22 protein-coding genes are annotated in these 23936 nt (G+C 71.0%); 8 read left to right on the forward strand and 14 right to left on the reverse strand.

Going from position 1 to position 23936, the window contains the following annotated elements; all coding sequences use genetic code 11:
• Nucleotides 1-2: 2 nt before the first annotated feature.
• Nucleotides 3-878, reverse strand: coding sequence for a sugar kinase (locus E1292_RS10755; RefSeq protein WP_132594590.1), 876 nt, complete (start codon nt 876-878; stop codon nt 3-5).
• Nucleotides 879-1068: 190 nt separating this feature from the next.
• Between E1292_RS10755 and E1292_RS10760 the strand changes: the two genes are divergently transcribed.
• From E1292_RS10760 to E1292_RS10775, 4 genes are all read left to right on the forward strand, one after another.
• Complete coding sequence (locus E1292_RS10760; RefSeq protein ID WP_132594592.1) at nt 1069-1800, forward strand: hypothetical protein; 732 nt, start codon at nt 1069-1071, stop codon at nt 1798-1800.
• Nucleotides 1801-1940: 140 nt separating this feature from the next.
• Nucleotides 1941-2645, forward strand: a complete 705-nt coding sequence (locus E1292_RS10765) for a DUF4344 domain-containing metallopeptidase (protein WP_165974478.1) — start codon at nt 1941-1943, stop codon at nt 2643-2645.
• Between the two features lie 17 nt (nt 2646-2662).
• On the forward strand, nt 2663-3367 hold the full coding sequence (locus E1292_RS10770) for a maleylpyruvate isomerase N-terminal domain-containing protein (protein WP_132594596.1): 705 nt from the start codon (nt 2663-2665) through the stop codon (nt 3365-3367).
• Nucleotides 3368-3398: 31 nt separating this feature from the next.
• On the forward strand, nt 3399-3653 hold the full coding sequence (locus E1292_RS10775; RefSeq protein ID WP_132594598.1) for a DUF6343 family protein: 255 nt from the start codon (nt 3399-3401) through the stop codon (nt 3651-3653).
• Here E1292_RS10775 and E1292_RS10780 read toward each other — a convergent pair.
• Both E1292_RS10780 and E1292_RS10785 read right to left on the reverse strand, forming a co-directional pair.
• Nucleotides 3624-3854 (reverse strand): DUF3040 domain-containing protein, encoded by a 231-nt coding sequence (locus E1292_RS10780; protein WP_132594600.1) that lies wholly within the window; start codon nt 3852-3854, stop codon nt 3624-3626. The two genes, E1292_RS10775 and E1292_RS10780, sit on opposite strands and share 30 nt — an antisense overlap.
• Nucleotides 3855-3979: 125 nt before the next feature.
• The gene (locus E1292_RS10785; protein ID WP_132594602.1) at nt 3980-4738 is read right to left on the reverse strand and encodes an SDR family NAD(P)-dependent oxidoreductase; all 759 of its coding nucleotides are present in this window, start codon (nt 4736-4738) and stop codon (nt 3980-3982) included.
• A gap of 101 nt (nt 4739-4839) precedes the next feature.
• Between E1292_RS10785 and E1292_RS10790 the strand changes: the two genes are divergently transcribed.
• Both E1292_RS10790 and recQ read left to right on the forward strand, forming a co-directional pair.
• Entirely contained in the window at nt 4840-6030 is a 1191-nt protein-coding gene (locus tag E1292_RS10790) for an MFS transporter (RefSeq protein ID WP_246090045.1), read from the forward strand.
• A gap of 61 nt (nt 6031-6091) precedes the next feature.
• Nucleotides 6092-7900, forward strand: a complete 1809-nt coding sequence (gene recQ, locus E1292_RS10795) for a DNA helicase RecQ (RefSeq protein WP_132594604.1) — start codon at nt 6092-6094, stop codon at nt 7898-7900.
• A gap of 763 nt (nt 7901-8663) precedes the next feature.
• Here recQ and E1292_RS10800 read toward each other — a convergent pair.
• From E1292_RS10800 to E1292_RS10815, 4 genes are all read right to left on the reverse strand, one after another.
• A complete protein-coding gene (locus E1292_RS10800) occupies nt 8664-9302 on the reverse strand; it encodes a DivIVA domain-containing protein (RefSeq protein WP_281284015.1) in 639 nt (212 codons plus the stop codon).
• An 8-nt stretch (nt 9303-9310) separates the two neighbouring features.
• A complete protein-coding gene (locus E1292_RS10805; RefSeq protein ID WP_132594608.1) occupies nt 9311-10432 on the reverse strand; it encodes a globin domain-containing protein in 1122 nt (373 codons plus the stop codon).
• Nucleotides 10433-10801, reverse strand: coding sequence for a group I truncated hemoglobin (locus tag E1292_RS10810; RefSeq protein ID WP_132594610.1), 369 nt, complete (start codon nt 10799-10801; stop codon nt 10433-10435).
• Between the two features lie 557 nt (nt 10802-11358).
• Nucleotides 11359-11958: a TIGR03086 family metal-binding protein gene (locus E1292_RS10815; RefSeq protein ID WP_220446758.1), complete on the reverse strand. Its 600-nt coding sequence runs from the start codon at nt 11956-11958 to the stop codon at nt 11359-11361.
• 92 nt (nt 11959-12050) lie between these two features.
• On the opposite strand from E1292_RS10815, the gene E1292_RS10820 reads away from it, so the two are divergent.
• Nucleotides 12051-12635 (forward strand): hypothetical protein, encoded by a 585-nt coding sequence (locus E1292_RS10820; RefSeq protein WP_132594612.1) that lies wholly within the window; start codon nt 12051-12053, stop codon nt 12633-12635.
• 364 nt (nt 12636-12999) lie between these two features.
• On the opposite strand, the gene E1292_RS10825 is transcribed toward E1292_RS10820, so the two are convergent.
• The 4 genes from E1292_RS10825 to E1292_RS10840 form a co-directional block, all read right to left on the reverse strand.
• Nucleotides 13000-13812, reverse strand: coding sequence for an alpha/beta hydrolase (locus E1292_RS10825; protein WP_132594614.1), 813 nt, complete (start codon nt 13810-13812; stop codon nt 13000-13002).
• A 429-nt stretch (nt 13813-14241) separates the two neighbouring features.
• Nucleotides 14242-15399 carry a serine hydrolase domain-containing protein gene (locus E1292_RS10830; RefSeq protein WP_165974481.1) on the reverse strand — a complete coding sequence of 386 codons (1158 nt, stop codon included), beginning with the start codon at nt 15397-15399 and terminating at the stop codon, nt 14242-14244.
• Nucleotides 15400-16099: 700 nt separating this feature from the next.
• Nucleotides 16100-16780, reverse strand: a complete 681-nt coding sequence (locus E1292_RS10835) for a helix-turn-helix domain-containing protein (RefSeq protein WP_246090046.1) — start codon at nt 16778-16780, stop codon at nt 16100-16102.
• A gap of 43 nt (nt 16781-16823) precedes the next feature.
• The gene (locus tag E1292_RS10840; RefSeq protein WP_132594618.1) at nt 16824-18038 is read right to left on the reverse strand and encodes an amidohydrolase family protein; all 1215 of its coding nucleotides are present in this window, start codon (nt 18036-18038) and stop codon (nt 16824-16826) included.
• A 101-nt stretch (nt 18039-18139) separates the two neighbouring features.
• Here E1292_RS10840 and E1292_RS10845 point away from each other — a divergent pair, with 101 nt between their 5' ends.
• Nucleotides 18140-18583: an SRPBCC family protein gene (locus E1292_RS10845; protein WP_132594620.1), complete on the forward strand. Its 444-nt coding sequence runs from the start codon at nt 18140-18142 to the stop codon at nt 18581-18583.
• Nucleotides 18584-18698: 115 nt separating this feature from the next.
• On the opposite strand, the gene E1292_RS10850 is transcribed toward E1292_RS10845, so the two are convergent.
• From E1292_RS10850 to E1292_RS10860, 3 genes are all read right to left on the reverse strand, one after another.
• Nucleotides 18699-21908 (reverse strand): AfsR/SARP family transcriptional regulator, encoded by a 3210-nt coding sequence (locus tag E1292_RS10850; RefSeq protein WP_132594622.1) that lies wholly within the window; start codon nt 21906-21908, stop codon nt 18699-18701.
• Between the two features lie 47 nt (nt 21909-21955).
• A complete protein-coding gene (locus E1292_RS10855) occupies nt 21956-22318 on the reverse strand; it encodes a nucleotide pyrophosphohydrolase (RefSeq protein ID WP_132504665.1) in 363 nt (120 codons plus the stop codon).
• A gap of 247 nt (nt 22319-22565) precedes the next feature.
• The gene (locus E1292_RS10860; RefSeq protein WP_132594624.1) at nt 22566-23936 is read right to left on the reverse strand and encodes a glycoside hydrolase family 5 protein; all 1371 of its coding nucleotides are present in this window, start codon (nt 23934-23936) and stop codon (nt 22566-22568) included.

A 23936-nucleotide genomic window follows, 5' to 3' on the forward strand; every position in this document is an offset into this window, starting at 1 on the left:
CGTCAGGTGAGGTCCGACCTGGTGGGCAGGCCCTGCCAGTCGCTCGCGCTGGTCACCGCGGCGGCGCTCAGCAGCGCCCCGCGGTGCAGGCGTTCCTGGGGGATGAGGCCGTCGAGCGCGGCGCTGATGTAACCGGCGGTGAAGGCCTCTCCCGCCCCGGACGTGTCCACGACGGGCACCTGCCAGCCGGGCACGTCGTAGCGCATGCGGTCGGCCCGCACGCTCGCGCCCTTCGCCCCGCGGTCCACCACGACCTCGCGCTCGGGGGTGAGCGCGGGCTTGACCAGGTCGAGCTCGTCCTGGTGGAGGAAGAGCAGGTGGGAGCGGCAGGCCAGCTCGCCGAGCACGTCCTCGGCCTCGCGCACGGACGCCCACAGCTCCGGGACGTACTCGACGGCGAAGGAGATCATCACGTCGGCGTTCCTGGCGGCGTTCACGGCGACCCGCACGGCCTCGAGCGTGTCCCTGCCGAGGCCGGCCGTCAGGCCGGTGACGTGCAGCATCTTGGCCGCGGCGATCCGGTCGATGGGCACGTTGCCCGGCGCCAGCCGCGAGCCCGCCGAGCCGGCGCGGTACTGCGCCGCCCTCGGCTCCCGGCCGACGCGCGTCTCCCTGAGGATCAGCCCCGTGCGCAGCCCCTCGGACATCCGCATGTCCAGCACGTCCACGCCCTCGCCCTTGAGCACGGTGAGCGCCCTGGCGCCCAGCTCGTCGTCGCCCACCTTGCCGAGGTACGCGGACCGGTGCCCGAGGCGGGCCAGGGCGATCGCCAGGGTGAACTCGGGCCCGCAGACGTCCAGCCTGGCCTCGCTCTCGTGGCGCACGCGGCCGCTGGAGACGACGCCCAGCGGCTCGCCCAGGGTGTAGACGTCGGTCATGACCTCAAACTGTAGTGGCTCAAGTCACCCAAACAGTCTTTCTTCCCGCATAAGTGCAGGTTAAAGCGTGATCAAAAATTTTCTTGAAACTTGGGCCAACCTTTTCCCGAACGAGTGCCTCTAAGCAGTAGAGGAGCCGGCGCCCCGGGCCGGTTCTGAAGTCAATACGGGGAGAGGAATCAGCACCCTCATGAAGAAGATCACAGCAGGCCTCATTTCCGCCATCGCCGGCGGCACCATGCTCGTGTCGGGCGCGGGTGTGGCTTCGGCCACCACCTACGACACCGAGCTCAGGATCCGCGACATCTCGCCGAACCCCGTCGTGGTCAAGGGCAACTCCGAGACCAAGGCGTACTTCGACGTCGGCGCCAGCCGCGACATCGAGAAGGTCGTGCTCAGCGTGGAGCCTGCCAGCTCCAGGTTCCGCACCATGCGCACCAAGGGCGTCGACGACCTCGAGGGCTGGCGCTACGCCATCGCCTTCAACAAGAACGACCCCGAGGGCAAGTGGAAGGCCACGGCCGTCGCCTACAACGAGGACGGCAGGCGGATCGCCACCGACTCCGCGTACTTCTACGTGGACGTCCGCAAGGGCCGGGCCGACACCCGGATCTCCCGGTTCTACGCGTCCCCGTACAAGGTGCGCAAGGGCCGGTCGATCTACTTCTCCGGCCGCCTCCAGGTCGATGACCACCGGTGGGAGGGCGTCCGCGGCGAGCGGGTCAGCATCTACTACCGCGCCAGCGGCTCCAGCGCCTGGAAGTGGGTCGACTCCGCCACGACCGGTCGGCACGGCAAGTTCTACGGCAAGACGCGCGCCTACCGCAGCGGCAGCTTCAAGGCCGTCTACCGCGGTGACCGCGAGCTCCAGCCCACCACGAGCCGCACGGACTACGTGCGGGTCTACAGCTGGCGCCGGTAGTTCATCCACCTGAGGCCCGGTCCCCTGAAGGGGGCCGGGCCTCAGGCTTTCCGGATTGCTTCACGATCCGAGGTTTATCGATCACTTGAATGCCGCATGGACTACCCCATTGCGTTGATCGACCTCGAAGGAGCCGCCGAATGCCGCATCCCGTGATCGCCCTCGTCCTGAGCATGACGAGCACGCTCGGGACGGCCCCTTCGTCCGAAGTGTCCGTACGTTACGACCCCGCCGGCTCGCCGCGCGCCGAGCAGGCCAGGAAGCTCCTGAAGGAAAGCGGCGCGCTCAAGACCAGGATCCGGGTCCCCCAGCCCGTCAAGGTCGTCGCCAAGGACTGCGGCTCGCCCGAGGCCATCTGGGATCACGGCGAGCGCCGCATCACGATCTGCTACCAGCTGGTCGACAAGGTTCGTACGACGATGAAGGGCATCGCGGAGACCGAGGAGGTCGACTCCGCGGCCGCGGCCGCCCGCATGGACGGCGCGCTGAGCGTGCTCTTCCACCACCAGCTCGGCCACGCCCTGACCACGCTCAACGGCATGCGCGACAGCGAGGGCCAGGCCGACCGGTTCGCGGCGCTCACGCTCGCGGCCGACGCGCCCAAGCGGGTGGTGTCCGCCGCCGAGGCCCGCCACCTGCTGGCCGGGCACACCGGCGTCGACCACCTGTCCGGCCTGACCCAGTCGGCCACGTTCGCCTGCCTGTTGTACGGCTCCGACCCCGGCAAGCACGCCGAGATCGCCAAGGGCGGCTGGGTCCCCGCCGAGCGGGCGCCCTCCTGCGCCGACGAATACGCCCGCGTCAAGACGGCCCTCGGCTCCATGGCGGTGAAAGCCGGCACCTGACGGGTAGCGTCCCGGGTATGGCTGACGACCTGCTCAGGGACTACGACCCGTTCGACATCCTCGACGCCGAGGCGGCCCGGCTCGACCGGTTCTTCTCGGGGCTCGACGAGGCCGGCTGGTCGAGCCCCTCGCGCTGCGACGGCTGGTCCGTCCGCGACGTGCTGGGCCACCTGGCGGGCGAGGAGCTGTACAACCACGCCTGCCTCGACGGGACCGTCCAGGACCTGCTGGCCCGCCTGTCCGCGGAAGGGGTGAGCGGCTACAACGACTTCAACGAGTGGTCCGTGCGAAGGCGCCGGGAGCTGCCCGTCGGAGAGGTCCTGGAGGAGTGGCGGGTCAAGAACGGCGAGACGCGCCGGCGCATGCGGGAGCTCGGCCCCGACGCCCCGCTCGACACGATGGCCGGCCCCTACCCCAACGGCCTGCAGGCCTTCCACTACGACTCCGAGTACGCCACCCACGCCGACGACGTCGGCGCCCCCGTGTCCGCGGACGAGGCCGAGGGCAGGACATCGTGGCGGGTCGCCGTGGGGCGGTTCGTGCTGGCGGAGCAGGAGGCCGAGGTGCAGGTCGAGCAGACGGCCGAGCAGATTCGGGCGTCCGTCGACGGGGTCGGCGCGACGCTGTCGCCCGCGCAGTTCGTCGAGGCCACGGTGGGCCGGCTGCCCGCCTCCAGCGGGGTCGACCCGCGCGTCGCCGCGGCGCTGAGGTGCCTGGCCTGAACCCTTCGAGCTTCTGAGAGGAGACCTGGTCATGTGGTTGCGCGACCGCTCGGGAACGGAGCCGGTGACCGCGCGCAGCCCGCTGCGCGCCCGGCGGATCCTGTCATGGGTGGCACTCGTGATCGCCGTCGTGGCGGGAGTGTTCTTCCTCGTACGCGCCATGAGCACGGGCGAGGAGGTCTGGCGCTGGGAGGCCCTGATCGCCGCCGCGGTGGCCGTCATCGCCGCCGTCGACCTGCTGGTGCTGCGCCACCGATCAGGTCGTCAACACGGCGACCAGCAGTGACACGATCACCAGGGCGACGGCGAGGTAGATCATCCAGGCGCGGGGCGCCCGCCTGCGCACGCCGCGCGACCCAGGACGGGCGTCCCGCGCCCACCCGGCCCTGTTGATCTCGGCGACGCGCCTGGCCAGCTCGGGGTCCTCCTGCTCAAGGGCACCCTCGATCTCGGCGAGGATGCGGCGCTCCCTTGGGGAGAGACTCATCGCGATCACCTCACACCGCTGACCACCTCTTACCCGCCGTGGGGGCGGACATGCCGCTCCTTTGCCGACGGGGCGTCCTCAATCCCGTGCCTACGGGGCGAGCTCACCGTGCCTACGGGGCGAGCTCACCGTGCCTCCGGGTCGAGCCCGAGGACGGTGCGTCCGCCGTCCACCGGGATCGTGGCCCCGTTGACGAAGGAGGCGTCGTCCGACAGGAGGTGGGCCACGACGGAGGCCACCTCGGCGGGCGTCGCCACGCGTCCCAAGGGATGGAGCGTGGCCAGCTGCTCCTCGACGGCCGCCGCGCTCTCCGGGGACTGGGCGGCCATGAACGCCTCGTGCCGTTCCGTGGCCACCGTGCCGGGTGCCACGGCGTTGACCCTGATGCCGCGCCTGCCGTACTCCACCGCCAGCGACCTGGTCAGCCCCTCCGTGGCGGCCTTCGCGGTCGCGTACGGGAGGCCGCCGGGCACGGCCCTGGTGGCCTGGTGCGAGGTGACGTTGACGATGGCGCCCGGCGTGCCGGCGTCGAGGAAATGGCGTACGGCGGTGGCGCAGCCGACCACGGCCAGGTCCAGGTTGGCCGCGATCAACGCTCTGACCTCGGCGATCGGGGCGGAGTGCACCGAGGCGTCCCTGAACACAGCGGCGTTGTTCACCCAGCCGCTCAGCGTGCCCGACTCCTGGGCCAGGTCGGCGGCCCAGGCTGCGACCTCCTCGTCCGCCGCGTCGCCGATCACAGGGATCACCCGAGGGCCCGCCCAGGCCAGGGCGTCGGGGTCGCGCTCGACGGCGACCACGGTGCTCCCCTCGCCGAGCAGCCGTTCGACCACGGCCTTGCCGATACCGCGTCCGCCACCGGTTACCACAAAGGAATGTCCCATGACACAACGCTATTAGCTGTTCACGCATATAGGACAATGCAATTCCTGGCGGCGTGACCTTTATCACGAGTTGCCGTCACATGAACGGGAACAGTAATCGCGTGATCGCTCAACCGACATCTTCCGTACGACTGATCGGTGCACTCGCGATCACCCAGACCGCCGGATACGGCGTGCTCTATTACGCGTTCTCGGTCTTCATTCCGCCGATGTCGCGGGACCTTCACACCGGCGTCGCGCAGCTCACCGGAGCGCTCACGCTGGCCGTGCTGGTGTCCGGGTTGGTGGCGCCGGCCGTCGGGCACTGGCTGGACCGGCACGGCGGGCGCGCGCTGATGACGGCGGGATCCGCGCTGGGCGCCCTGGCGCTGCTGGCCTGGTCGCAGGTGCGCTCCGTGGCCCAGCTCTACCTGGTGTGCGGGGTGCTCGGCGTGGCGTCGGCGATGGTGCTGTACGAGGCCGCCTTCGCGGTGATCGTGGCCTGGTTCGACGCGGCGCGGCGCGCGCGGGCGCTGCTGGCGGTGACCGTGGTGGCGGGGTTCGCGTCGAGCATCTTCCTGCCCTTGACGGGGCTGCTGATCGAGCTCTACGGCTGGCGGTCGGCGCTGGTCGTCCTGGCCGCCGGATACGCCCTGGTCGCGGTGCCGCTGCACGCGCTGGCGGTACGCGGCCGGCGTGCGCCCGTCCACGTGGACCGGCGCGAGATCGTCCGGACCGCCCTGCGCGAGCGTCCGTTCTGGCTGCTGGTGTCCGCGTTCCTGACCCAGACCGGCGCGCTGGCGGTCATGGGGGTGCTGCTGGTCACGTACCTCATCGTGCTCGGCCACCCGCCGGTGTTCGCCGCGGGCGTGGCGGGCCTGCTCGGGGTGCTCTCGGTGACCGGCCGCCTGGTCACCACCGGGTTGCAGGCGCGCTGGCCGGTCGCGCTGATCACGGCGGCGATGTTCGCGCTGCAGGGGCTGGCCGCGCTGCTGCTGCCGCTGGCGGGGCGGAGCGCGGCCGGAGCCGTGGCGGCCGTGGTGCTGTTCGGGCTGGGGTTCGGGGTGGGGACGATCGCGCGACCGGCGCTCCTGGCCGACAGATACGGGACGGCCGCGTACGCGTCGTTGAACGGCGCGCTCGCGCTCCCCGTCACCGTGGCCAAGGCCGTCGCGCCGCTGCTGGCGGCCGGTATCGCCCAGTTCGTCGGGTATCCGGCGGTCATGGCGGCGGTGGCGACGGCCTGCGCGCTCGGCGCTCTCTCCCTGGTGGCCTACGATCGGTCGGAGCGCGCCGGCGGAGCACCCGCCTGATCGCCCGATCGCCGTCGGCGAACTCCCGGAAAGCCGGCCCCCGAACACGTAAGGTAGCCGCATGGATACACCCCTCGAGGTCCTGCACCGCGTGTTCGGCTACGACTCGTTCAGGGCGGGTCAGCAAGAGATCATCGACCACGTCGTGGCCGGCGGCGACGCGCTCGTCCTCATGCCCACCGGCGGCGGCAAGTCACTGTGCTATCAGATTCCCGCCCTGGTGCGACGCGGTGTGGGGGTGGTCGTCTCGCCCCTCATCGCGCTGATGCAGGACCAGGTCGACGCGCTGCGGGCGCTCGGCGTGCGGGCGGGGTTTCTCAACTCGACGCAGGATTTCGACGAGCGCCGGCTGGTGGAGTCGGAGTTCCTGGCGGGCGAGCTCGACCTGCTCTACCTCGCCCCCGAGCGGCTGCGCGTCGATGCCACGCTGCGGCTGCTGGCCAAGGGTGACATCTCGATGTTCGCCATCGACGAGGCCCACTGCGTGGCGCAGTGGGGCCACGACTTCCGCCCCGACTACCTCGAGCTGTCCAAGCTGCGGGAGTCCTGGCCCGACGTGCCGCGCATCGCCCTGACCGCCACCGCCACCCCGGCCACCCGCACCGAGATCTCCGCCAGGCTCGGCCTCGACGAGGCCCGCCACTTCGTCGCCGGCTTCGACCGGCCCAACATCCACTACCGCATCACCCCCAAGAGCGAGCCCAAGCGGCAGCTGCTCGACTTCCTGCGCACCGAGCACCCGGGCGATTCGGGCATCGTCTACTGCCTGTCCCGCTCCTCGGCGGAGAAGATCGCCGAGTTCCTGGCCGGCAACGGCATCGCCGCGGTGCCCTACCACGCGGGCCTCGACGCCCGCACGCGCGCCGCCCACCAGTCCCGCTTCCTGCGCGAGGACGGGCTGATCGTGGTGGCCACGATCGCGTTCGGGATGGGCATCGACAAGCCCGACGTGCGCTTCGTCGCCCACCTCGACCTGCCCAAGTCGGTGGAGGGCTACTACCAGGAGACCGGGCGGGCCGGGCGCGACGGGCTGCCCGCCACCGCGTGGATGGCCTACGGCCTGCAAGATGTGGTGCAACACCGGCGGATGGCCATGGAGGGCGACGAAGCACACCGCCGCCGCCAGGTGCACCACCTCGACGCCATGCTCGCGCTCTGCGAGACCGTGGGCTGCCGGCGGACGATGTTGCTCGACTACTTCGGCCAGAAGAGCCCGGAGTCCTGCGGCAACTGCGACACCTGCCAGACGCCCCCCGAGTCGTGGGACGGCACGACCGCGGCCCAGAAGGTGCTCTCCACCGTGTGGCGGCTCGACAAGGAGCGTCGCCAGAAGTTCGGCGTGGGGCAGACGGTCGACATCCTGCTCGGCAAGAAGACCGCCAAGGTGCTCCAGCACGGCCACGAGACGCTGACGGTGTTCGGGGTGGGGACCGACCTGGGCAACGCGGAGTGGCACGGGGTCGTGCGGCAACTGCTGGCCCAGGGGTTGCTGGCGGTGGAGCCCAACCACGGCGCGCTGGTGCTCACCGACGGTAGCGCGGCCGTGCTCAGGGGCCGGCGCGAGGTGCCGCTGCGCCGCGACGCGCTGCGCCCGGCCCGCACCAGGACCGCGTCGGCGAAGGCCCAGGCCGCGGCCGAGCTGCCCGAGGAGGCCGCGCCGGTCTTCGAACGCCTGCGCGCCTGGCGCGCCGCCGCCGCCAAGGAGCAGGGGGTGCCCGCCTACGTGATCTTCCACGACGCGACGCTGCGCGAGATCGCCACCCGATCGCCGTCCTCACTGGCGGAGCTGAGCCAGGTCAACGGCGTGGGCGAGAACAAACTGGCCAAATACGGCGAGCAGGTGCTGGCCACGTTGCACGAAAGCCACTGACGCCCGGCCACCGGGATCGGGCGGTGCCCACCACCAGGCCCCCGAGCCCATGCACCAACCACCACCAGCACCCCCGGCACCAGACGCCAGCCACCACCAGGACCTCTGGGATCACACGCCAACCACCACCAGCACCCCCCTGCCCAGGCACATCCTCCACGGCAACCCCGAGGCCAGACCAACAACAGCCTCCGGCACCAGACGCCGACCACCGCCAAACCCCGAGACCCAGACTGCGACCACCGCCGGACCCTTCGAGGCCGGACGGCAACCACCACCGCCGGACCCTTCGAAGCCGGACGGCAACCACCACCGCCGGACCCTTCGAGGCCAGTGGTGGCAACGCCGGGACGGCCGGGGTCGGGTGGTGGCGGCGAAGGAAGCGGATGATGACAACCGCCGCGATCACGTGGGGCGGCGGGTGGTGGCGACGGCCGCACGAAGAACGGTCGTCGCCACCACGTTGCTCGGCCCTGGCCGTGGCGATCAGCCGGGTCGCCACGCCGACCGGGCCGGACGGATATCCGCTCCCCTATGACACGGAATGCCCCGTGTGATGGTCCGGTGGTGACCGGTGGCCACTTACGATCTTCCCACCGTATCGGATGGATCGTTGGGGGTTCGCGGAGAGTCATGTCCGGGTGACTGCTCTGTACAGCACGATCGTACGGCGTTTTGTGTGGTTTTGGTGGGATGGGCGCGCGCGATTACCTCGGGTCGCGCCGACGCGCCGGGCGGCCCTGGCATGGACGGACGGCCCGTGTCAGTCGCGGCCCGATGAGGAGTAGGCGGCGTACTGCCCGGAATCCGGGAGGTTGCCGAGCTTGTTCACCTCGTTCGTCAGCCCTTCGAGCACCGCGCGCAACTGGACCTGCGTGACCTCCGCGAAGGTGCGCAGATAGGCGATCCGCCGTTCCAGTTCCTCGGCCTCGGCCGACTGGTGCCCGCCGCTCGACCGGTAGACGTTGACCGCCTGGTTGGCGGCCTCCTCCGCCCGCTGCTGCGCCTCCTGCAGCACCTGCTCGTACTGCTGGCGTGCCTGGGCCACCAGCCGGCGGGCGTAGTCCTCCGCCTCGGCGATCTGGGCGTCGGCCGTCTGCTGGGCGCGGGAAAGAAGGTTGACCGCGTCGACGCTGAGCCTGGCCTGCTGGTTCGCGTTCGGGGCAGTGACGTCGGTGCCCCGGTCCTTGTACCAGTTCTTCAGCCGTTCCACCTCGGCGCGGAGATCGGCCTTCTCCATGTCGCCGGCCGCCATGTCGTCGGCCATGCGGTACAGGAAGGTCCGCACCTCGTCCTCGCTGTAGCCGCGGTGCCCGAGCTTGGTACGGGAGAAGGCTTTGTTCCGCACTCGTTCCGGTGTGAGTCGCTGACGGTCGTTCGATGGGCGCTCCCCCCACGGCATGTCTCCGGTCACGGCTCCCTACCTCCAGCAGTGGTGAACTCGTCGAAGCGGATTTGCTCGGGCGGCACCCCGGCGTCCAGGAGCCGGGCGACGGAGCCTTGGACCATCTCCTCCGAGCCGCAGACGAAGACGTCCTGGTCGCGCCAGGCCTTCAGCGCGGTGTCCACCGCGTAGCCGTGCTCACCCCGGTAGAAGGCGTCGCGGGACACGACGGGCACCACGCGCAGCCAGGGGTTGTCGGCCGCCAGCTTGGAGAGCGCCTCGGTGTCGTACAGCTCGCGGGAGGTTCTGGCACCGACGAAGAGGCGGACCGCACGGGGCGGGCCTTCGTAGGCCACCTGCTCCACGAGCGCTTTGAGAGGGGCCAGGCCCGTGCCGCCCGCGATGAGGAGGAGTTCCCTGGCCGAGTTGTGGCCGAGCGTCAGCCGGTCGCCCACCGGTGCGCTGACTTTCAGGATGTCGCCGCGCTGCGCGCCGTGCACGAGGGCCGTGCTGACGGTGCCGCCGTCGACGACGCGTACGTGCAGGTCGATGGTGTTGTCGCGGCGCGGCGCGTTGGCGATGGAGTAGTAGCGCCACAGTTTGGGACGCTGCGCGATCGAGACGGAGGCGGACTGCCCGGGGCGGAAGGGATACTGGTAGTTGAGGCGGGTGCGGATGACCGCGATGCCGGGGGCGCGCACCTCGTGGAGCACGATCTCGCCCTCCCACCATGGCGGCGACGTGGCCGACGACTCCTCCGCCGCCTCGGTCATCACCTGCGCGACCAGCCCGTACGCCGCCGTCCAGTCGCGCGCCAGGGCCGGCGTCCAGCGGTCGCCGAGGAAGTGCTCCAGGGTGGCGAGCAGCGCCTGCCCGACGGCGGGATAGTGCTGGGCGACCACGGAGTACTTGCGGTGGTCGCGGCCGAGTTGCTGGAGGAACGGCACCAGCTCGTTCACCCGGTCGACGTTGCTGACGACGTGCCCCAGCGCGTTGACGAGCCGGTCGCGCTGGGCGGCCATGGAGACCGGGAACAGGCCGCGGGTCTCCGGATACATGAGGAACAAGGCGGAGTAGAAGAACAGCGGCACCTGGTCACCCGACTGGGCGACCTGATGCCAACTGCCCTTCAGAGCTTGCGTGTCCACTTATCCCGCTGCTCCTACCTCCACGATGGACCCCCGCACCTGGCCCAGGACCGTCGCGACGTGCTCCACGAGGCCGTCGTCGGCGCCGAAGTCCTCCCGGAGCACGGTGACCAGGATGCGGCCGACCTTCTCGTAGTGCTCGCCCGTGATGGCCATGCCCCGGTGGGCGTCGCCCAGGTCGTGGCCTTCGTACACCTCAGGGCCGCCGAGGACGGAGCAGAGCAGCATGACCATGTGCCGCTTGAGCCGCGCCATGTCGACACCGTTGAAATACGGCTTGAGCTCGACATCGTCCAGCACGACCGTATAGAAGCGGTCGACCACGTCGCGAATGGTCGAAGCGCCGACCTTCTCATAGTACGAAGCCATGGAGACTACAAACCTCCTGAAAGGACCGATATGCCCATGCGTGATTACGCGCAGTAAATTGACCGCCCCAATGCGGGATCAGTCCGGCTGGACACTCCTCAGCCGGTCGTCTGAATGCCCTCCTCGGTGGAGGTCTCTCCCTGGTGGCGAAGGCGGGCGCTCGGCCGAGCCGGTGCGCTCATGACCCCGAATGCCTCATCTACCTGCGCCGATGAGCCCCGAGCCGATCGGATGGCGGGATGACGCCCGCCCCCTGCCGCAGGCTCCGCCGCCGAAACCGCGCGCAATCCGAGTGCCACTCATGTCCCCCATAAAGGGGATCAGATGCAGGTGAATACCTGTACCGACCCCTTAACCATCAAGCTTTCCGAGAACGTGAACATGCGTCAGAAACACTAAGGGCTGATCAGATCGCTCGCAACCACATCAGGACGACAATGCCCTATTTTTCGGACAGCCATTCCCCCTTCAAGGGCCATTCCACGCGGAACATCCGAGATCTCCTGTTTATGGACGAAAACACGCCGCGCCTGCATTTCCATGGCCGGAGTCATGTCTCAGAGGTGCGCGCGCCAGTCCGGGTCACGGCCCAGGAAGGCGAGCAGGTGATCCTGCGCGGGTGCCTGGCGCGGAACGACCACGCGCGCGGCGAACCTGTCCGGCCGGTCCGCAGGCGTGACCAACACGTGGGCCAGATCCAGAAGTTCCTCGGCCATCGCGGGCGGGATCGGGCGGTGCTCCCCGCACGACCTGGCCACGTCCCAGCCGTGCACGGCGATCTCGATCGCGCCGACCGCGGCCACCATCGGGCTCGACACGTGCCATCCGCCGATGGAGACGGGCTCGTCGGCGAGCAGGGCCGTCCAGAGGCCGAGCACCGCCGTCGCGTCGTCCCTGAGGAGCAGGGCCGGGTTGGCGGCGGCCGGCCGGGGAGCGGCGGCCCCGCACAGCTCGACGGTGCGGGACGCCGCCGCCTCGTTCAGGCTCCGCAGCGAGTCGTCGACGTGGTCGAGCAGCCGCTGCAGGCTCCAGCCCGAGCAGGGTGTGCCGCGGCAGAGCGCGTCCGGCGTGACCACCCGCAGGCTCCCCACGGCGTATTCGATCGCCCGCTCCAGCAACGCCACACCGGCGGCCAATGCCCGATTCTGCTCGCCCATCATCGCCTCCTCGGACAGGAAGACCCGGCCACGGCGGGAAACTCATCGCAACCTTCCGTCCCGATCAGAAGTAGACAAGGTGAGGAGGTTCGATGATGAGGTGGCTGACATGTGGGGCGGCCGTGGTGGCGGCGGTCGCCCTGGCCGGATGTTCGACCGTGGCACCGGCTTCGGGCTCCGCCCCGAGCGGCGCTGCCAGCGCGACCGCGACCGCCGTACCGACCGGCGCTGCGAGCCCGACCCCTAGCGACGTCGCGAGCGGCGTCGCGAGCCCGGCCCCGAGCGGCGTCGCGAGCGGCACCCCGGGCCCCGGCCGGAGCGATGGGTGTGCGGAGGCCGTCGCGCCGGCGGGCGGGGGGTTCCCCGAGGTACAGGGGACGGCTCGGGACGCCGAGCTGTGGGGGCTGCTCTTCGTGAAGAAGACCCCGCTCCACCATGGCGACGAGATCAAGATCGTGTGGCGGATGACCGGTGAGGGGCCGCTGCGTGTCAAGGCCACGCTGCCCGACGGCGCCGCCGCCAAGCTCGTCTGGGGGCCCGAGCAGCACGACGGATCCACCTGGCGGCGGCCCGGCCAGGAGTGGGGCACCGGGTTCGTGTTCCCGAAGCCGGGATGCTGGAAGGTCGAGCTGACCCGTACGCGGGGCTCGGGGCACGTCTGGCTGGCCGTGGACTGACTCCGCTCCCGCCTGGCAGGGAGATCTCCCCACCTCCGACGCTGAAGGCCCGGGACCGAGTCCGAAGGTCCGAGACCGAGTCCGAAGGGATGGGACCGAGTCCGACGCCGAAGGCCCGGGTCCCAGACCCACGCCGAAGTTCGCGTCCGGGGTCGAAGTCCCAGGGCCGGGGCCAGAGGTCTGGCCCGGGGCCGGCGCCGAGGCCGAGGCCGGAGGTCCCGATCCGAGGCCGAGGCCGGAGGTCCTGGTCCAGGCTGGAGGTCCTGGTCCGAGGGCCGGAGGTCCCGATCCGAGGCTGGAGGTCCTGGTCCGAGGGCCGGAGGTCCCGATCCGAGGCTGGAGGTCCTGGTCCGAGGCTGGAGGGTTACGTCCGGGTCAGGGCGCGGTCGATGAAGGTCGTGACGTCGTCCAGCACCTCGTCCTTGTTGGTCTCGTTGAACACCTCGTGCCGGGCGCCCGGGTAGATGCGCTCCGTCAGATCCGTGCCGCGCACGGCCTCGATGCCGGGGCGGCTGCCGCTGATCGGGACGAGCTCGTCCGCCTCCCCGTGCACCCACAACGTCGGCAGCGATCCGAGCGTGCCGCTCCCGGTGATCGTGGCCAGCGTCGTCGCGAACGCCTTCAGGGTGGCGCGCTTGAAGGGGCCGTGCCACACCAGCGGGTCGGCGGCGTACGCGGCGCCCACCGGCAGGTCGCGGGAGAGGGTGTCCGGGTCGATCGGGGTGTCCGGCGGCTCCTCGTAGGCCAGCAGTTCCGGGACGATCGCCCAGCTGCCGATCACCGGCCCCGACAGGACGAGAGCGGCCAGCCCGGCTCCGTAGCGCTGTGCGTAGCGGGCCGCGATCAGGCCTCCCATCGAGTGGCCGATCACCACGACGGGCACGTCCGGGTGGTCGGCCCTGCCGTGCTCCTCGACGGCGTGCACGTCGGTGACGACGTCCTCGAAGTCCTCGATGAGCACGCGGTCGCCCTCGGATCTGCCGTGGCCCATGTGGTCGGGCCCGTAGACGGCGGCGCCGTGCCGGACGAGCCGGTCGGCCACGTACTCGTAGCGGCCGATGTGCTCGCCGTAACCGTGGACCAGCACGGCGACATAGCGCGGCCGGTCATTCGGCCAGCTGCGGGCCGTGATGCGGCCCCTGGTGCCGGAGAAGGTGTGCTCCCGTGACTGCGCCATCGCTCACTCCTTGATCGAAAGTCCGGCGAGCGTATGCCCGGAACCGCCCGGCCGTCCACCTGACCTGCCGAGGGCGGCCGGTCATGCGATCGACCGTCTCCGAGCTGTAGCCGCGCGATGCGTGTTGGGAGGCGATGGACCGGCGCGGCGCCACGACGCGACGCCAAGCGCCGGCATGCGCTCAGGAACGCGGAAGATCTCGACTACGCTGCCGCGTTGTCGCAAGCCCTGATGTGTCTACTAACCGGGGCAACTCCACTCCGGAGTGGTGGACCGCTTCTGATTGGCTCGCTGCTTGTGAGCGGGCGACGGTCGCCGCCCGGGGCGGCGTCCAGCTCACGTCCCTGGTGGGGTCGTTCGTACCCTGGGCCCCGCCGCCGCCACCGCCCGCGTGCTGCGGCGGGCGCACTCGTGAACGCGGAGCAGTTGCTATTGCTTCGGGCAGAGCACCGCTTCGGCCGCTTGCTGGATGATCGAAATAGGGGCTTGGGGATTAACGGTCAGCGTGGTGGATACGGCGAATTGTACGCGCCCGTCGAGCGTGCTGAAGGTCATCGCGTTGAAACCTGCCGCTGCGCCTCCGACAACCCGCATCGGCGGCTCGTTCCCGCATACGCGCTCGGCAGGAGGCGGCGCTTCCGGCTTGCCCGGCGGCGTTGCGTCCCAGACCTGCTGCAGGTCATCCGGCAACAGCTTGTCCTTCTCGAACGCGCTGAAGAACCTGCTCATGTCACGCGCGGTGGAGACCACTCCTCCGGTGCCCGCGCCGTAGCTCGCGTTGAGCCGGTCCATGTCGCGGAGCTTGCCCTCGTCATCACGAGCGTAACCGTGCCCGTGCGGGCCCTTGATGCCCTCAGGGGGCTTGGTGGTCCCGTAGGTGCGGGTCATCTTGAGCGGGTCGAAGATCCGCTGCTTGAACTCCTCGGTTGGGGGGTTGCCGGTGATCTCCTCGATGATCATTCCGAGGAGGATGAAGTTGGTGTTGGAGTAGTGGTACTTCTCGCCCGGCTTCCCCGTCCGGGGCAGGTCGCGGGTCTTCTTCACCAGATCGACCGGCGAATAGTTGGTCGTGAAGTCGAAGATGTCGACGAGGCCGCTGGGGATGCCGGAGGTCTGCTGGACAAGGTGCCGGATGGTGATCTCGCCGGCCAGTTCCACCAGGTCCTGCTCGGCCACGATCGGCAGCACTTCGCTGAGCTTGTCGTCCAGGTCGAGCTTGTCCTCCTCGACCAGTTGCAACGCCACGGTGGCCGTCATGTACTTGCCCTGGGATCCGATGCGGTAGCGGGCGTTCTCGGGAATCTTTCCGCCCTTACCATCCAGGAGCTTGGAGCCGGCCGTACCTCCGTCGACCTTCCTGCCGTCGACGTAGAGTTCGCCGATGGCCCCGACGATCCCAGAGTTCTTCGCCAGGGCGGTCAGCGCCTTCTGCACGTCCCCGAATCGAGGCTTGGCCTCGGCGGTGGCGGGCTGCACGCTGCCCAGCGCGATTATCGCGCAGGCCATCCCGGCGATGCCGATGGCCTTCGGGGGATTCATCCTCGTGATCCTTCCTTGCGAGTGACATCTGAAAGGCGCCAGCCGCATGCCCGGAACTCGCCGAGCCGGGGTCCCACGCGACGCCGGCCTCATGTCTAAAGCAGCAGGCGTTTCCGTACCGTTTCCGGCTCCCGAAGACCTCTGGCGGGTGAGGGTTGGCGCGCCGTGGCGGGACGCACCGGAGTGTTGCAGGGTGTCTGAAGTGCCATGTTCGCGATTGATTGCCAGTCACGCGCTGAGATGTAGTGGTACACGGTCGTGCGAGGTGGGAAGGCGTGGGGGAGGACTTCCAGGCGATGCCGGTGCGTTGACGTAGAAGATGTCGCGCAGGCGGGTCGGCGGGTCGGCGACGGTGATTCCAGCCCGCGCGCGCCTGCATGCGTACGGCTCGCCAGGCGCTCAGGGTCGGCTCGATCAACGCCCGGCGGGCGTCACACAGATCCGAGGGGTATGCGCGGCGTCAGGTCATAGCCCTCGTGCTGACGACTGTCGCCGCAGAAGGCCCGCACCTGTCGAGTTGGGCAATCTGGTCATCATGAGATACGCCCACTCAGGCTGCCCGGCCGGCAATGGGCGCGTGTGCAGGAGCTGGCGCAGGCCGTGACGATGACGTGGCTTGTGCGCCGGCGGCCTACGCGGGCGGTGGTGGACGAGGTGGCCGGCGCCATGCGATCCGTGCCGGCCTGGCCCCCTTCCGGCCCGCGTCATACGATCCGTGCCGGCCTGGCCCTCTCCGGCCGGCTGACCGTCACGGGGCCGCGGTGACGTAGTCGAAGTCGTCGTCGGAGAGCGTGCGCCGCAGGGTCCGCAGCACCTTGGCCGCGTCGTCGTGCGGCCCCTCCACGTAGAAGGGCCTGCCGTCACGGCCGAACGTGATCGCGGACTTCTCGTCCCACGCGCCGAGGGCGTCGGCCACGGGTGTGATCTCCTCGTCGGGCTCGAACCCGAGCGTGCGGGCGTGGTCGACCGACCCGAGCACGAGGTGCCTGGCCAGCTCGATCGGCGCCTCCTGCCATCCCGCGTACTCGCCGAAGAAGTATTCGCGAAAGCGCCGCAGCTCGAGGTCGTCGAACACGTCGGGCCCGATGGCGTTCTTCACGCCCAGGCAGTAGACGTCGGCGAGGTAGCCGCAGACCGTCATCCGGTCCCACGTGTGCCGCCGGGCCACGAGCACGCACACCATGCCGTCCGCGCCGGAACCGGGCGCTTCGTCCACCCAGCCGCGCGCGGGGTCGACGTCGAGGCCGTCGCTCCAGCCGGTGTTGATCCAGCACCCGACCACCTCGGGGTCGCCCGTGGGGGCGGTCTCGGCGGCGATGGCCCGCACGAGCGGCGCGACGACCGACGGCGCGACCTTGAGCGCGCGGGCGATCTCCTTCGGGGAGCGGCCCTGGAGGCGCAGCTCGCGTACCCGATCTTTCAGGTTCATGGGAGGAGCCTAGCCGTCCGAGAGGATCCTGGGGGCCGGTGCCTCAGCCTGTGGACGACGTCACCGTCTCCACGCCCGTCTGGCCCACGGATCGGCCCGAGACCAGGACGAGGGCGAGGTTGCGCAGGTCGGACAGGCGGGTGAGCGGGTCGCCCGCGACCGCGATCAGGTCGGCCCGCTTGCCCGCCTCCAGGCTGCCGGCGACCTCCCCCACCCCGCAGGCGTCGGCGGCCCGCACGGTGGCCAGCTCGATGATCTCCGCGTTGCCGAACCCGGCCTCCGCGAACGCCTCCAGGCTCGCGACGAATCCGTCCGTACGGTTGGCCACGCCGCCGGAGGCGAACCCGGCGTCGGTCCCCGCGATGAGCCGCACGCCCGCCTCCCGCATGGCCACGATGCCGCTCAGCCAGTCGTCGAGCATCTCGGCGCCGAACACCTCGCGCGAGCGCCAGAACACGCCGTGCAGGGTCGGGCAGACGTACGTGCCGCCGGCCGCGACCAGGTCGGCGAGCTTGGAGTCGTAACGATGGCCCGAGGGGGTGAAGAAGGAGCAGTGCTCGATCGTGGTGACCCCGGCTTCGAGCGCGCTGCGGATCGCCGCGTGGGCGTGGGCGTGCGCGGCGACGCCCCTGCCGCGCGCGCCGGCCTCCTCCACGACCACTCTGAGCTGCTCGGTGGTGTACTGGGGCACCCAGCTCGGGGGCGCGCCCGGCGTCATCAGGCCGCCGGAGGCCATCACCTTGAGGCAGTCGGCGCCGGCCCGCAGGTTCTCCCTGGCCACGCGGCGGATGGCCACCTCGTCGTCGGCCTCGCCGCCCATGTACCAGCAGTGGCCGCCGGTGATCGTGATGGGTCTGGTGGCGGCCACGATGTGCGGGCCGACGGCCAGCCCTTCCTCGATCGCGTCCCGTAGCGCCAGGTCGAGGAAGTCACGCCCGCCGAGGTCGCGGGCGGTGGTGACGCCGGCGGACACGAGCTTGCGCGCGTTCTCCGCCATTCGCAGCAGCAGATGCTGGTCGCTCTCGGCGCTCCGCCGCGTCACCGGGTCGACCGCGGCGTCGAACCCCAGGTGCACGTGCGCGTCGACCAGACCGGGCAGCACCGTGTGGCCGGGCAGCTCGATGACCTCGCCGGCCTCGCCCGCGCTGCCGCGCGGCCCGACCGAGACGATCGTCGTCCCGTCGATGAGGACCTCTCCCTCAGCGATCAGCTCTCCGGGGCGTCCGGTGAGCACTCTTGCCGCGCGAATGATCCGCATGATCTCAGCCTGCCATGGTCCTTAAGGCGCCGAGAAGGGGACCGTAAGCGCCGTACGACACCGTGGAGCGGTCGCGACCGGCAGCACGGAGGGCATGGACGATGGCTCAGACCGCCGAGTACGGCCTCACGCTCGTCTTCGACGCCCCCCGCGAGCTCGTGTGGGCCGCCTGGACCGAGCCCGAGCACTTCTCCCGCTGGTTCGGGCCCGCCTCGCTCGCCACGCCGGTGGGCCGGCTCACGCTGGACGCCTGGCCGGGCGGGATCTGGCGGGCCACGCTCGTGGGCGAGGAGGGGTTCGAGGCGACACTCGACGGCACGTACCGTGAGGTGGAGCCGCCGGAACGGCTGGTGTTCACGACCGGCGACCCGGACGGCCCGGGCGACGGCCCCGCGTCGGTGGTGACGATCGAGTTCGCGGACCTGGCGGGCCGGACCGAGATGCGCTTCCACCAGTACGGCGTCAACACCGACCGGGTCCACGCCGAACAGGCCAGGGCGAGCTGGATGGCGTTCTTCCACCGCCTCGCCGCCCACCTCGGATGAGCACCGCCGCGTGCCGCACCACCACCTTGTAGCGGCGCGCCACACCCCACCGCGGGCCACCCATCCCGTCTCAGCGCGGGCCGCGCGCCTCGTCGCGCAGGCCGCCCGGCCCGTCTCACCGCGGGCCGCGCGCCTCGTCGCGCAGCAGGTCGTGCACGTCGTCCAGCTTGTACGCCGTACCCTCCTCGTACGCCGCCGTGAACCGCTCCTCCCCCAGCGCCTCGCGCGCCCCGGCCGCGACCCGGTCGATCTCGGCCAGCTCCGACGGCCCCGCGGGGGTCTGGTTGTGCTCCCTGGCCGCGGCCGCCAGCCCCAGCAGCAGGGCGGCCATGCCGGGCGCCCTCGTCGCGGAGGCCGCGCCCTCGACGGCCCACACCATCGTCCTGGGGTCACCGATCTTCCCGGCGGCGGCCAGCGCCTCCAGCTGCAGATCCAGGGCCGTGGCCGGGTCGCCGCGCGCTTCCGTGAGGAATCCCAGCTCGATCAGCGTGGACGGGACGTGCATGGAGGGTTCGATGTCCGGATCGCGCGGCACGCCTTCGAGCAGGCGGGCCAGGTGCTCCTCGGCCAGGTCCAGGCGCCCGGCGCGGCGCGCGGCGAAGGCCAGGCCCATCCTGGCCATGGCCTCGCCCTCCTTGTAGCCCTGCTCGATGGAGAGTTTCATGGCGCGCCCGCAGATCTCGACGGCGCTGTCGTAGTCGCCGCTGGAGAACGCGATCCAGCCCAGCCACGCCGTCTGCGTGGCGACCTCCGCCCACAGCCCGAGGTCCTCGGCCATCCGCAGGCCCTCGCCGAACAGCCGGTTCGCCCGCTCGGCGTCGTGGGCCATCTCGGCCTGGGAGGCCAGCCACTCGGTGGCCCGCAGCAGCCCCCACCGGTCGCCCAGCTCGGTGAACAGGCGCGCGCTCTCCCCCGCGGTGCGCTCGAGCGCCTCCAGGTCGCGCTGGGTGAACGCGTCCCTGGCCTGCCGGGTCAGCGCGGCGGCGATGCCCCATTTGTCGTCGAGGGCCCGGAACGTGGCCAGCGCCCGGCTGGTCAGCTCCTGCCCGGTCGGCATGTCCCTGATGTGCAGGCCGACGAACAGCTCGGCCCTGGCCCGCGCGCCCGGGTCGTCGATCGCCGCGAGCGCGGGCTCGTACGCGACCTGCTCGCCCAGCATGAGCGCGAACCCGGCGTGCCAGGCGGCGGCCCTGGCCCTGGCAGGGGACGGCTGCCCGTCGATCGCCAGCGCCTCCGCGAGCGACCGCCGGCCCTCGGCCAGCCTGCCGCGCAGGAACCAGTACCAGGCCAGCGCGTTGACCAGCCGGGTCGCGCGGTCGCCTTCCTTCGCCGCGACCGCCGTGTCCAGCGCCGCCCGCATGTTCGCGGCCTCGGCGTCGAGGCGCAGCAGCCAGTCGCGCTGCTCGGGCCCGTACAGCTCCGGCTCGGCCCGCTCGGCCAGCTCCAGGTAGTGGCGCAGGTGCGCGAAGCGTACCCGGTCGAGCTCGGCCGCGTCGGTCAGCCGCGCCACGCAGTATTCGGACACCGACTCCAGCAGCCGGTATCTGACACCCGCGGGAGCGTCGGCGACGACGACGAGCGAGCGGTCGACGAGGCGGGCCAGCAGGTCGAGCACGTCGAGGCCGCTCTCGGCGCAGACCGCCTCCGCGGACACCATGGTGCAGCCGTCGGCGTGCACGGCCAGGCGGCGCAGGACGAGGCGTTCGTCGTCGGGCAGCAGGTCCCAGCTCCAGTCGATCACCGCGGTGAGCGTCTGCTGCCTGGCAGGGGCGCCGCGCTGCCCGGAGGCCAGCAGCCGGAACCTGTCGTCGAGCCGGGCCACCACGCCGTGCACGCCGAGCGCCCGCACCCGGGTCGCGGCCAGTTCGAGGGCCAGCGGGATGCCGTCGAGCCGCCGGCACAGCTGGGCGATGGCCTGCGCGTTGCCCGCGTCGAGCTTGAAGCCGCGAGCGGAGGCGGCGGCCCTGGACACGAACAGCCTGACGGCGTCGGAGCAGACCATGGTCGCCAGGTCCGCGCCGGCGGGCACGTCCAGCGGCGGCACGCTCCACAGCACCTCGCCCGCCACGGCCAGCGGCTCCCTGCTGGTGGCCAGGACGCGCAGGTCGGGGCAGGCCCGCAGGAGCCGCTCGGCCAGCTCGGCGACCTGCTCGACCACGTGCTCGCAGTTGTCCAGGACGAGCAGCATCCGCCGGGGCCTGAGCGCGGCGGCCAGCTGCCCCGCGGGGTCGCCGCCGGCGTCCTCCCTGATGTCCAGGGCCGCCATGACGGCCTCGTAGATCAGGGAGGACGCCGGCCCCCGGGACACCTGGTCGAGCGCGACCATCCACGCGCCGTCGGCGAAGTCGTCGATGAGCCGGTTCGCGGCCTCCAGCGCCAGCCGGGTCTTGCCGACCCCGCCGCTGCCGGTGAGCGTCACCAGCCGCTCGTCGCCTGCGAGCGCGCACACCTCGGCCAGCGCCTGCTCCCGGCCGATCAGCTTGCCGACGGGGGTGGGCAGGTTGCTCACGGGGCGTGCGGCGGGCACGTTGAGCTCGGGGTCCTGCCCGAGGATCGCCTGGTGCAGCGCCACCAGCTCGGGGCCGGGGTCGAGGCCGAGCTCGTCGGCCAGCCGCTCGCGCAGCTCGCCGTAACCGGCCAGCGCCTCGCTCTGCCGCCCGGCCCGGTAGAGGGCCCGCATGTGCACGGCCCTCAGCCGCTCCCTGAGCGGATGCCTGGCCACCAGGTCGCCGAGCTCGCCGACGAGCAGCCCGTGCTCGCCCAGCTCCAGCCGGGCCTCGGCGTGCTGCTCCAGCGCCGACAGCCGCTGCTCCTCCAGCCGGAGCACGGCCGTCCTCGTGTACTCCTCGTCGGCGAAGTCGGCGTACGCGGGCCCGCGCCACAACGCCAGCGCGTCGCCCAGCAGCCGCGCCCTGGTCCGCGCGCTGCCCGCCGCCTCGGCCTGGGCCAGCAGGCCGGCGAAGCGGACGGCGTCCACGGCGCTGTCGCCGGCCTTCTCGCCGGCCCTCTCGCCGGCCCTGTCGCCGGCCCTGTCATCGGTGCGCAGCAGGTAGCCGGGGGCGCGGGAGACGATCAGGTTCTTGCCGCCGGGCTCGGCGTCCTCCAGCGCCTTGCGCAGCTGGGACACGCGGACCTGCAGCGCGCCCGCCGGGTTGGCCGGTGGCTCCTCGCCCCAGAGGTCGTCGACCAGCCGGTCCACGGACACCGGATGGCCCTCGTGGACGAGCAGGTCCACGAGGAGCGCCCGGACTTTGAGACCGGGAATCGTGACGGTCTCGCCGGCGTCCGTCCACACGGCCAGCGGCCCCAGCACCCCGAATCGCATGCTCGTCACCTTATGCGGGGCCGGGTGACCGCGAGAAGCAGCCTTTCTCAGGTGGTGCCAGGGGACGGTGGCGCCTTCCTGGCCGAACCGCGATAGACGTCGGGGTCGTAGCGGCGGTCGTTGTCGTCGAGCTTGGCCCTGGCCGCCTCCACCAGGTCGACGCCCAGGACGTCTGCCAGGCGCACCAGGTAGAGGGTCACGTCGCCGAGCTCGGTGCGCATCCTCGCGAGTGCCTCGTCGCCGGGGCTCCTGGACTCCTCGGCGGTGAGCCACTGGAACTCCGCCACCAGCTCCCCCACCTCGCCCGCGAGCGCCATCGCCAGGTTCTTCGGCGTGTGGAACCGCTCCCACTCCCTGACCTTCGCGAACTCCCGCAGCCGTACGGCGAGGTCCTCCAGCTCCGTCGTCACGGAACAGGACCCTACCGACCTCCGGCGTTCCCCCACGCACCTCGCCGCCCGCGGGGCTCTACGTGGCAGCAGCCTCGCGGAGCCGGCCCACGTGGCCGTGAGACCGAACGTCACGGGTGCGTGCGTGAGCGCCCGCCCGGAAGGGGACGGCTGAGGGCAGGCCGAGGGATGGCGTCCCCCGGCCTGGCCCGCGGCGCGTTCGGTTCGCCGCCGGGGAATGGCGGCGAATGCTCGCCCAGGCGGCTCGTCAGCGGCCTTTGAGGTTGTCGGAGAGCAGGTCGAGCAGGGGCCGGCGGCGTACGCAGCGGTCGAGGAGGAAGGAGTCGGCGAGGGCGGTCAGTTCCCCGTCGTCGAGACCGCGGAAGAGCTCGGCGTACTCCGGCAGCAGCGCCTGGGCCATGAGGATGTGCCGGATGAGGTCGTCGGTCTGGTAGCGGGCGCCCCACGGATAGGGCTCCCAGCCGGGGAACTCGGTCTCGATCAGCGTGTGCAGCGGAGCCAGGACGTCGGCCGACTCCTCCATGGTCGAGCCCCAGCGGTCCACCCCGAGCCGCCGCTTCTTGGCGATGAAGTCGCCGAACCTGTCGAGGTACGGCCCCGCGGCGTGCACCAGGCCCTGCAGTCCCACGTCCTTGTAGGTCCACAACGACCAGCCCGCGCCGTGGCCGTCGTAGATCTCCAGCTGGTCGCGGAGGATCTGGTAGCGCTGCGCGTCCACGCCGGGGTTGCCGGTGTAGACGGGGCCGAACTCCCCCACCCACAGGGGTGTGCCGGTCTCGCGCTGGAAGCGGGAGCGTCTGGCGAAGGCGCGTTCCAGCTCGTCGCGGTCGCACCACTCGCCGCGGGTGTATCCGGGGTACGGCCCGCCGTGGGCGAAGCCGGCGAGCGCGTAGTCGTGCAGGACGAAAACCGCGTTTTCGTACATTTCCCGAAATATTGAGAAGTCGGTGGCGTACGTGTTGCCGTCCAGGAACAGGATGTGCCGCGGGTCCGCGGAGCGCACGGCCTTGACCAGCCGATCGTAGAAGGGGCCGATCACCTTGCCGGTGAGGTCGCCCGGCTCGTTGACCGGGTTGTAGCCGGCCACCCAGGGATGGTCGCGGTAGTGGTCGGCGATGACCTCCCACAGGTGCACCGCCCGGTCCTGGAAGTGGCGGTGCTGCCAGAACCCGGCCACGTGCGTGGGGTTGTCGGAGTGCCAGTGCTGGTTCTGGGAGCCGGGCAGGGCGTGCAGGTCGATGACGCTGTAGACACCGCGCTCGCCGAGCAGCCCGATCACCCGGTCGAGGTGGCGGAAACCCTGCGGGTCGATCTCGAAGGGCCGGTCGTCGGACTCCCAGTGGCGGTAGTTGACCGGGATGCGCACGCAGTTCATGCCCAGCCCGGCCAGCAGGTCCGCGTCCCGCTCGGTGAAGAACGACGCGAGCAGCCGGTCGAAGAAGACTTCCGCCCGCTCCTCGCCCAGCACCGAGCGCACGGCCCGCCGCATCGAGCTCTCGTTGGCCGGATAGCCCGTGATGAAGTTCTCCATGTTCATCCAGCCCCCGAGACCCACCCCGCGTAGTCGTACCGGTGTGTTGTCGTCCGCGACGAGCTGGGTTCCGGACACGTGAAGCAT

The organism is Nonomuraea deserti, assembly GCF_004348685.1.
Taxonomy (GTDB): Bacteria; Actinomycetota; Actinomycetes; order Streptosporangiales; family Streptosporangiaceae; genus Nonomuraea; species Nonomuraea deserti.

Excerpts from the sequence above, each read along its gene's own strand:
- E1292_RS10760 (WP_132594592.1), top strand. The coding sequence starts at position 1,069 with ATGAAGAAGATCACAGCAGGCCTCATTTCCGCCATCGCCGGCGGCACC.
- E1292_RS10825 (WP_132594614.1), bottom strand. The coding sequence starts at position 13,812 with ATGGCGCAGTCACGGGAGCACACCTTCTCCGGCACCAGGGGCCGCATC.
- E1292_RS10765 (WP_165974478.1), top strand. The coding sequence starts at position 1,941 with ATGCCGCATCCCGTGATCGCCCTCGTCCTGAGCATGACGAGCACGCTC.
- E1292_RS10835 (WP_246090046.1), bottom strand. The coding sequence starts at position 16,780 with ATGAACCTGAAAGATCGGGTACGCGAGCTGCGCCTCCAGGGCCGCTCC.
- E1292_RS10840 (WP_132594618.1), bottom strand. The coding sequence starts at position 18,038 with ATGCGGATCATTCGCGCGGCAAGAGTGCTCACCGGACGCCCCGGAGAG.
- E1292_RS10830 (WP_165974481.1), bottom strand. The coding sequence starts at position 15,399 with ATGCGGCTGGCGCCTTTCAGATGTCACTCGCAAGGAAGGATCACGAGG.
- E1292_RS10770 (WP_132594596.1), top strand. The coding sequence starts at position 2,663 with ATGGCTGACGACCTGCTCAGGGACTACGACCCGTTCGACATCCTCGAC.
- E1292_RS10815 (WP_220446758.1), bottom strand. The coding sequence starts at position 11,958 with ATGGGCGAGCAGAATCGGGCATTGGCCGCCGGTGTGGCGTTGCTGGAG.
- E1292_RS10845 (WP_132594620.1), top strand. The coding sequence starts at position 18,140 with ATGGCTCAGACCGCCGAGTACGGCCTCACGCTCGTCTTCGACGCCCCC.
- E1292_RS10820 (WP_132594612.1), top strand. The coding sequence starts at position 12,051 with ATGATGAGGTGGCTGACATGTGGGGCGGCCGTGGTGGCGGCGGTCGCC.
- recQ (WP_132594604.1), top strand. The coding sequence starts at position 6,092 with ATGGATACACCCCTCGAGGTCCTGCACCGCGTGTTCGGCTACGACTCG.
- E1292_RS10755 (WP_132594590.1), bottom strand. The coding sequence starts at position 878 with ATGACCGACGTCTACACCCTGGGCGAGCCGCTGGGCGTCGTCTCCAGC.
- E1292_RS10800 (WP_281284015.1), bottom strand. The coding sequence starts at position 9,302 with ATGCCGTGGGGGGAGCGCCCATCGAACGACCGTCAGCGACTCACACCG.
- E1292_RS10780 (WP_132594600.1), bottom strand. The coding sequence starts at position 3,854 with ATGAGTCTCTCCCCAAGGGAGCGCCGCATCCTCGCCGAGATCGAGGGT.
- E1292_RS10850 (WP_132594622.1), bottom strand. The coding sequence starts at position 21,908 with ATGCGATTCGGGGTGCTGGGGCCGCTGGCCGTGTGGACGGACGCCGGC.
- E1292_RS10775 (WP_132594598.1), top strand. The coding sequence starts at position 3,399 with ATGTGGTTGCGCGACCGCTCGGGAACGGAGCCGGTGACCGCGCGCAGC.
- E1292_RS10860 (WP_132594624.1), bottom strand. The coding sequence starts at position 23,936 with ATGCTTCACGTGTCCGGAACCCAGCTCGTCGCGGACGACAACACACCG.
- E1292_RS10785 (WP_132594602.1), bottom strand. The coding sequence starts at position 4,738 with ATGGGACATTCCTTTGTGGTAACCGGTGGCGGACGCGGTATCGGCAAG.
- E1292_RS10810 (WP_132594610.1), bottom strand. The coding sequence starts at position 10,801 with ATGGCTTCGTACTATGAGAAGGTCGGCGCTTCGACCATTCGCGACGTG.